An 8,258-nucleotide genomic window follows, 5' to 3' on the forward strand; every position below is an offset into this window, starting at 1 on the left:
GTCTTTTGCAAACTTGTCTTGTCGTGCCGGCCATGATAGCGAACGCCCGAATTTCAATCCGGTCAGCAACGCTGCCCAGGCAAAAGGATCACAGCTTATGGCCAGCAACGACGACGCCCCGACCGGCGCAGCCAACGGTAATGGAAATGCGGAGCAGCCTTCGCTCAACGTGCTTGCGCAATATGTGAAGGACCTGTCCTTCGAAAGCCCCGGCGCGCCAAACTCGCTGCGCGGCCGCGACAAGGCCCCCGGCATCGCCATCAACGTCAACGTCAACGCCAACCCGCTTTCGGACAAGCAGTTCGACGTCAATTTGACGCTGAATGCCAAGGCATCGTTCGACCAGGAAGTGCTGTTCAATGTCGAACTGGTCTATGGCGGCGTCTTCTCCATCAGCGGCTTCCCGCAGGAGCACATGCTGCCGATACTGTTCATCGAATGCCCGCGGCTGCTGTTCCCGTTCGCCAGGCAGATCATTGCCGAGGCAACGCGCAATGGCGGCTTCCCGCCGCTGATGCTCGACCCGATCGATTTCGCGCAGATGTTCCAGCAGAAGCTGGCCGAGGACCAGGCCGCCGCCAAGGTCAAGGTGAGCTGAAGGCGTTTGTGTCTCGATAGCGTTTGAGAAACCCGGCCTTGCGCCGGGTTTTTTTATGAGCCGCTGGCGGGACAGTGCCCCCTCTGGCCTTCCGGCCATCTCCCCCTTAAGTGGGGAGATCGGAACTTCACGTCAGCCTTCGCCAATCCTTCATCGTCGCAGGAATGAGCGAGGCGCTGGGACTGCCAATCTTTCCCACTGAGGGGGAGATGCCAAGTGGTGGCTAAAAGGGCAGGACAGAGGGGGCGACGGATCACTCCGCTCAAAATCACTATGCCGCGGAACTCGCTTCCCGGCCGATGCGCAGCCAAAGCGCCTTTTCGCCGAGGCTGCCAACCATGCCCGCGTGTGCTGCGCGCTCGGCATCGGTCAGGCGCGAGGGCAAGGCGATGGGCCTGACGCCGATCGAAATGTCGATATCGTCGACATTCTGTCGTCCGCCCGCCGGCGTCATGATGCTGTCGAGGATGAGGCTGGCCTGCTTGCCGCCGATAAGCTCGATATAGACCTCGGCCAGCAATTCAGAATCGAGCAACGCGCCATGCTTGGTGCGACGGCCATTGTCGATGCCATAGCGGCGGCAGAGCGCGTCGAGCGAATTGGGACCCATTGGATGCTTGCGGCGCGCCAGCGCCAGCGTGTCGACGATCCGTCCCGGATCGATGGCCGGATGACCAAGCCGGCCGAATTCGAGGTTGAGGAAGCCGATGTCGAAGCCGGCATTATGGGCGACCAGCTTGGCGCCGTCGATGAAGGCCAGGAACTCCTCGGCGATCTCCATGAAAGTCGGCTTGCCCTGAAGATCGGCGGCGCTGATGCCGTGCACGGCCTGCGCCTCGTGATGAATCGGGCGGCCTTGTGGGTTGATGTATTTGTGGAAGGTGCGGCCGGTCGGAAAGCGGTTGACCAGCTCGATGCCGCCAAGCTCGATGACGCGGTCCTCGCGCGTGTCGAGGCCGGTGGTTTCCGTATCGAAGATGATCTCACGCATCGAATCAGTCCATTGGTTCCGCGTCATTCTAGCCGAATCACACCCGGAACAAAATGGCAACAAGTAATGTGGGCTGCAAGCCTCTTAACCCGGACTGGCTGCTTTATCCCCGACTAGTTCGGCGACGATCGCATTGACAGCCGCGCGGGCGGCGTCAAAGCCCTGGCCGGTGTCGACGACGAAGTCGGCGCGCCGGCGCTTTTCGGCGTCGGGAACCTGCCTGGCCAGGATCGACGCAAACTTTTCCTCGCTCATGCCCGGGCGCGCCAGCACGCGGGCGCGCTGGATCTCGGCCGACGCGGTGACGACCACAACCTTGTCGACGCGATCGCGGCCGCCGGTCTCGAACAGCAGCGGTATATCGAGCACGGCAAGTGGCGCGCCGGCGGCACGATTTTGCGCCAGAAAGGCATCGGCGTCGGCACGGACCAGCGGATGGATGATCGCTTCCAGCCGTTTCAGCGCGGCGGCATCGCCGAGCACCCGTTCGGCCAACTTTGTGCGATCGACCGCACCGGATCGGGTGGTCCCGGGAAAGACCGCCTCGACCATGGGGGCGGCCTTGCCGGCATAGAGGCGATGCACCGCCTCGTCGGAATCATGGACCGGCACGCCGGCCTCGGCAAACATCTTTGCCGTGGTCGACTTGCCCATGCCGATCGATCCGGTGAGGCCGAGCACGATCATGGCTTCGCGCCGATATCGGCAATGATCATTTGCCGCAGTTCGGCGGTGACCTGCGGCCTGGTGCCGAACCAGCGCTCGAAGCCGGGCACCGCCTGGTGCAGCAGCATGCCGAGCCCATCGACGGTCTTGAGGCCGCGCGCGCTGGCTGCGGCGAGCAACGGCGTTTCCAGCGGAACATAAACGATGTCGGTGACGATGGCGCGGTCGGGCAGTCTGCCCGGATCGGCGGACAGGCCTTCATTGCCATGCATGCCGAGCGCTGACGTGTTGACCAGCAGGCCGGCATCTTCGAGCAACTCGCCGGTCGCCGCCATGCCATGGGCGGAGACGCCGGCACCGAAGCGGTCGCGCAGCTCCTGCGCCCTCGCAAGCGTCCGGTTTACGATGCGGATATCGTTGACGCCGCGTTGCTTCAGCGCATGGATGACCGCGCGAGCGGCACCGCCGGCACCGAGCACAACGGCCGGGCCGTCGGCCGCCCAACCCGATGCATACTCGTCCAGATTGGCGGCAAAGCCATGGGCATCGGTATTGCCGCCCCACAATTCGCCATCCTCAAACCACAGTGTGTTGACCGCACCGATTTGTTCGGCCGCGTCGTCGCGGCGCGCCGCCAATGCGAAGGCGGCCTCCTTGTGCGGGATGGTGACGTTGCCGCCGCTATAGCCTTGTGCCTGCAGCGTTTGCAGGAATTCGGCAAACGCTTCTGGCGCAACGTCAATGGCCTCGTAGACGCCGTCGATGCCGTATTTCGCCAGCCAGTAGCCGTGGATCTTCGGTGACCTGGAATGGCCGATCGGGTGGCCGGTGACGAAGGCTTTTTTCGAGGCCTCAGCCATCGATCGCCCCGAGCTCACGCAGCTTGGCCAGCACCGGCAAAAGCGGCAGGCCAACAATGGTGAAGTAGTCGCCCTCGATCTTTTCGAACAGCTGGATGCCCTCGCCTTCGATCTGGTAGGCACCAACGCTGGACAACGCCTTGGCGCCGACGCGCGCCAGATGGCGGCCGATGAAGGCCGGATCGAGCTTGCGCATGGTCAGGCTGGCGATGCCGACATGCCGCCACAGAACCTGGCCGTCACGGGCCAGCACGACGGCGCTGTTGAGATGATGCGTCTTGCCCGACAACGCCAGCAGATGACGGCGTGCGCCTTCCATGTCGGCCGGCTTGTGGAACAGCTCGTCGCCGAGGGACAGCGTCTGGTCGCAGCCGAGCACCAGGGCGCCGGGCTTGCGCTCACTGACTTCGGTGGCCTTGGCCTCGGCAAGCACCAGGGCGACGTCCTCCGGCGACACGCCACTATTTTGCAGCGGCGCCTCCAGCGCACGTTCGTCGACAGAAGCCGGAACCGCTTCGACCACAACGCCGGCATTGACAAGCAGCGCCTTGCGGAACGGGCTGCCCGAGGCCAGGATGATTTTTTCGGCCATTTTTTTCGCCCCCGTTCCTGGCGCTCACTAGGGTGTGTCGAGATTCAGGTCAGGCCAAGCCGAAAATAGTGGCTTCCGAGAACCGGAGCGGAGCGTACTTTTCGTACGTGAGCACCGGAAGCGCAGGAAGCCGCCGTTTGTAGGCCGGCATCACCTGAATATCACACGCCCTAGCGCGTCTTGCCGCGCAGGGCAACGATAGCCGCCGCCGTCTCCTCGATCGAACGGCGGCTGACATCGATCATCGGCCAGCCATGCCGTGTGCAGATCTGGCGGGCGTAGGCGAGCTCTTCGGCGATCGCGGCGCGGTCGACGTAATCGGTCGGCTCGTAGGCGCTGTTGCCGAGAACGCGGTTCTGCCGGACCTGGGAGATGCGCTCGGCAGTGGCGATCAGGCCGACGATCAGTGGCCTCCTGGCGTAGACCAGGCTTTCCGGCACCGGCACGCCGAGCACGATCGGGATGTTGGCGGTCTTGATGCCGCGATTGGCGAGATAGATGCTGGTCGGCGTCTTCGAGGTGCGTGAGATGCCGACAAGCACGATGTCGGCATCGTCCATATTGGCCGGCAGCTGGCCGTCATCATGCTCCATGGTGAAATTGAGCGCGTCGATGCGGCGAAAATATTCGGCGTCCAGCACATGCTGGGCGCCGACGCGGCGGCCGGCCGGCGTGCCGAGATAGGACTGGAACACCGTCAGCACCGGCTCCAGTACCGAGACGCAAGGCAGGCCCATCGCCGCGCAGCGTTCATCGATGCCACGGGCAAGCTTCTGGTCGACGACGGTGTAGAGGATGATGCCCGGCTCCTCCTCGATGTCCTCGAACACTTTCGTCACCTGTTTTTCGGTGCGGATGAGCGGGTAGATGTGTTCGATGGCGCGCGCATCCTTGTATTGCGCGGAAGCGGCGCGGCCGGCGGCCAGCAGCGTTTCGCCGGTGGCGTCGGAAATCAGGTGAAGGTGAAAGAAGCTCTGCGGTTTGTTCACAGGATACATTCCAGGCTGTGGGCCGATGTGGATAAGCCGGGCGGAAAACTCGGCCACCGCCAAGCGACTGTATCAGATGCCGGTTTGTCCACAATTCGATGTGCTGTCGGCTTCTTCGGGCGGTTGGGGACAAGTCCGGGGACGGAGCTTTTTGCCTTCGCTTCATCCACAGGGGCAAGTTCCTTGGCCTGGCGGCAACGCATTGACTCCAGTCGGAAATTCCCGGCTTTCCACAAAGTCCTGCAATCCCGTTGGAGAAGCGCGCGACAATATGCTGGCTGGTCTTTTCCAGGGCAAAGCGGGACAGGAGACAACCACCACAACCAACAGACTCTTAGAATCATAAGATTTCTAAAAATAGAATATTTAATTATAGGGAAGCCTGGAAAGGCGAGCGCTCAATGCCTCAAGACCGGATCGTGCTGGACGTGTTGAGAGGCAAGGCAGCGTTTCCGCCGCCGCTCTGGATTATGCGCCAAGCCGGCCGCTATCTGCCGGAATACCGGGAGACGAGGAGACGGGCCGGATCGTTCCTCGATCTTTGCTACGACCCGGATCTCGCCGTCGAAGTGACGCTGCAGCCGATCGAACGCTTCGGCTTCGACGCATCGATCCTGTTTTCCGATATCCTTGTCGTGCCGCATGCGCTCGGCCGCGACGTGCGCTTCGAGGAAGGACGCGGCCCGCTGTTGACGCCGATCTCGGCTGCGGAGATCGAGGCTCTCGACGGCGAAACGTTTCACGTGAATCTCGAGCCGGTCTACGAGACGGTGCGGCGATTGCGCGCCAGACTGCCTGATGAAACGACGCTGATCGGCTTCTGCGGTGCGCCCTGGACGGTGGCGACCTACATGATTGCCGGCCACGGTACGCCCGACCAGGCGCCGGCCAGGCTGTTCGCCTATCGCGAGCCGGCGGCCTTTCTTCGGCTCCTGAAAGTGCTCGCCGATCATTCGGCTGCCTATCTGATCCGGCAGATCGAAGCCGGCGCCGACGTGGTGCAGATCTTTGATTCGTGGTCCGGCGTGCTCGACGAAGCGTCTTTCGAGTTGTTCTGCGTCCGGCCGGTGGCCGAGATTGTCCGGCAGGTGAAGGCTGTCCATCCCGACGTTCCGATCATCGGCTTTCCCAAAGGCGCCGGAGATCACTACCGGAGCTATCGCCAGACGACCGGCGTGACCGGGCTGGGCCTCGACTGGACCGTGCCATTGTCGACTGCGAAGGAATTGCAGCGTGACGGCGCCGTGCAAGGCAATCTCGATCCGCTGCGGCTGGTGGCCGGCGGCAAGGCGCTTGCCGACGGCGTGGGGGCGATCCTGAAGGTGTTAGGGGACCGGCCGCTGATCTTCAACCTCGGCCACGGCATCACGCCGGAGACGCCGCTCGCGCATGTCGAGCAGATGGTCAAACTGGTGCGGAGCGCGTCGTGACGATGATGGGCGCAGACAATGCGAACAGCACGAACAGCGGTAGCGGGGCGACGCGCCGCGCGGCAATCGCGATCGCCATTTTCCTCGTGCTGGCCGGGCTGCTGTTTCTCTTCGGGCCCGATGATTTCTATCCCTGGGCAAAGGCGATCCATGTGATTGCCGTCATCTCCTGGATGGCGGGCATGCTCTATCTGCCGCGCTTGCTGGTCTATCATGCCGATGCCGAAAAAGGCTCCGTCCAGTCGGAGACCTTCAAGGTAATGGAGCGCCGCCTGCTGCGCGGCATCATCAATCCGGCGATGGTGATTACCTGGGCGTTCGGCCTGTGGCTCGCCTGGAAAGGCTTTGGTTTTCAAGGCGGCTGGCTGCATGCCAAGATCGCTGCGGTGGTGGGTCTGTCGGCCGTGCATGGCTATTTCGCCGGCGCCGTCCGGAAATTTGCCGAAGACCGCAATGAAAAACCGGCAAGGCACTGGCGGATCGTCAATGAGATCCCCACATTGCTGATGGTCGTCATCGTCGTCCTGGTTATCGTGAAACCATTCTGACGTATTCGGTGCCCGCAAAAGGCGGCTTGCTCTTTCACCCGACCGACGATAAAAGACGGGTCTTCCTTCCCGTCATGCGCCGCCCGTCATCGCTTTCGGCCGCGCCCGGCATTTGTCGCATCCCGCCGATATTTTTCCCAAAGCTCATTCAGAGTCCGTCCATGCAAGAAATGAAACTCACCGAGTTCAAGAACAAGAAACCACCAGAGCTGATCGCCTATGCGGAATCGCTCGAGGTCGAGAACGCCAGCGTCATGCGCAAGCAGGAGCTGATGTTCGCGATCCTGAAGAAGCTGGCGGCACAGGATATCGAGATCATCGGCGACGGCGTCGTCGAAGTGCTGCAGGACGGCTTTGGCTTTCTGCGCTCGGCCAACGCAAATTATCTGCCAGGTCCCGACGACATCTATATTTCACCCTCGCAGATCCGGCGGTTTTCGCTGAAGACCGGCGATACGGTTGAAGGCCCTATCCGCAGCCCGAAAGAGGGCGAGCGCTATTTCGCGCTGCTCAAGGTCAACACAATCAATTTCGACGATCCGGAAAAAATCCGCCACAAGATCCACTTTGACAACCTGACGCCGCTCTATCCGACCAAGCGGCTGAAGATGGAGATCGACAATCCGACCACCAAGGACATCTCGCCGCGCGTGATCGACCTGGTCGCGCCGATCGGCAAGGGGCAGCGTGCGTTGATCAATGCGCAGCCGCGCACCGGCAAGACGGTTCTCATGCAGAACATCGCCCACTCGATCACCGCCAACCATCCGGAATGCTATCTGATCGTGCTTCTGATCGACGAGCGGCCGGAGGAGGTTACCGACATGCAGCGCTCGGTGAAGGGCGAGGTGATCTCGTCGACCTTCGACGAGCCGGCGGTACGCCATGTCCAGGTTGCCGAGATGGTGATCGAAAAGGCCAAGCGCCTGGTCGAGCACGGTCGCGACGTGGTGATCCTGCTGGATTCGATCACGCGTCTCGGCCGCGCCTACAACACCGTCGTGCCGTCATCCGGCAAGGTGCTGACCGGCGGTGTCGACGCGAACGCGCTGCAGCGGCCGAAGCGCTTCTTCGGCGCCGCCCGCAACATCGAGGAAGGCGGCTCGCTGACCATCATCGCCACCGCGCTGATCGACACCGGCAGCCGCATGGACGAAGTCATCTTCGAAGAGTTCAAGGGCACCGGCAACTGCGAAATCCAGCTCGACCGCAAGGTGGCCGACAAGCGCATCTATCCGGCCATGGACATATTGAAGTCCGGCACCCGCAAGGAAGACCTGCTGGTTTCCAAGCAGGATCTGCAGAAGATCTTCGTGCTGCGCCGCATCCTGGCGCCGATGGGAACAACCGACGCCATCGAGTTCCTGATCGACAAGCTCAAGCAGACCAAGACGAATGCGGACTTCTTCGATTCGATGAATACGTAGGGTTGGGGGCCCTTCCCTTCTCCCACAGAGGGACCTGTTGCGCAGTCATGAGCAAAAGCTTGCGGCGGCGGGGTTGCGGCGGTTGTTCGCTTGTTTGCGGGGGATTTGACGTCTTGTTTGGGGTTTCAGGCGGTCGTCCGACCCTGTATGGGCGGAA

At 62.2% G+C, this 8,258-nt stretch carries 9 protein-coding genes; 4 read left to right on the plus strand and 5 right to left on the minus strand.

Going from position 1 to position 8,258, the window contains the following annotated elements:
- Window positions 1–97: 97 nt before the first annotated feature.
- Window positions 98–598 carry a protein-export chaperone SecB gene (secB, locus tag NKH89_RS34710; protein WP_023718763.1) on the plus strand — a complete coding sequence of 167 codons (501 nt, stop codon included), beginning with the start codon at window positions 98–100 and terminating at the stop codon, window positions 596–598.
- A gap of 271 nt (window positions 599–869) precedes the next feature.
- Here the strand turns inward: secB and dnaQ are convergent, their stop codons facing one another.
- The 5 genes from dnaQ to NKH89_RS34735 form a co-directional block, all read right to left on the minus strand.
- A complete protein-coding gene (gene dnaQ / locus NKH89_RS34715) occupies window positions 870–1,589 on the minus strand; it encodes a DNA polymerase III subunit epsilon (protein ID WP_023718762.1) in 720 nt (239 codons plus the stop codon).
- An 84-nt stretch (window positions 1,590–1,673) separates the two neighbouring features.
- Entirely contained in the window at window positions 1,674–2,276 is a 603-nt protein-coding gene (gene coaE / locus NKH89_RS34720) for a dephospho-CoA kinase (RefSeq protein ID WP_352592217.1), read from the minus strand.
- The gene (locus NKH89_RS34725; RefSeq protein ID WP_352481330.1) at window positions 2,273–3,115 is read right to left on the minus strand and encodes a shikimate dehydrogenase; all 843 of its coding nucleotides are present in this window, start codon (window positions 3,113–3,115) and stop codon (window positions 2,273–2,275) included. Before NKH89_RS34725 ends, coaE begins: the two co-directional genes overlap by 4 nt.
- Complete coding sequence (locus NKH89_RS34730; protein WP_352481329.1) at window positions 3,108–3,707, minus strand: Maf-like protein; 600 nt, start codon at window positions 3,705–3,707, stop codon at window positions 3,108–3,110. Before NKH89_RS34730 ends, NKH89_RS34725 begins: the two co-directional genes overlap by 8 nt.
- A gap of 170 nt (window positions 3,708–3,877) precedes the next feature.
- On the minus strand, window positions 3,878–4,696 hold the full coding sequence (locus tag NKH89_RS34735; RefSeq protein WP_023718758.1) for a pyruvate, water dikinase regulatory protein: 819 nt from the start codon (window positions 4,694–4,696) through the stop codon (window positions 3,878–3,880).
- 401 nt (window positions 4,697–5,097) lie between these two features.
- On the opposite strand from NKH89_RS34735, the gene hemE reads away from it, so the two are divergent.
- The 3 genes from hemE to rho all read left to right on the plus strand — a co-directional run bounded on the left by hemE (window position 5,098) and on the right by rho (window position 8,101).
- The gene (hemE, locus tag NKH89_RS34740) at window positions 5,098–6,126 is read left to right on the plus strand and encodes a uroporphyrinogen decarboxylase (RefSeq protein WP_352481328.1); all 1,029 of its coding nucleotides are present in this window, start codon (window positions 5,098–5,100) and stop codon (window positions 6,124–6,126) included.
- 5 nt (window positions 6,127–6,131) lie between these two features.
- A complete protein-coding gene (gene hemJ, locus NKH89_RS34745) occupies window positions 6,132–6,674 on the plus strand; it encodes a protoporphyrinogen oxidase HemJ (protein WP_084642637.1) in 543 nt (180 codons plus the stop codon).
- Between the two features lie 161 nt (window positions 6,675–6,835).
- Entirely contained in the window at window positions 6,836–8,101 is a 1,266-nt protein-coding gene (rho, locus tag NKH89_RS34750; RefSeq protein WP_023718755.1) for a transcription termination factor Rho, read from the plus strand.
- Window positions 8,102–8,258: the final 157 nt, after the last annotated feature.

Source organism: Mesorhizobium sp. M0923 (assembly GCF_040319365.1).
Taxonomy (GTDB): domain Bacteria; phylum Pseudomonadota; class Alphaproteobacteria; order Rhizobiales; family Rhizobiaceae; genus Mesorhizobium.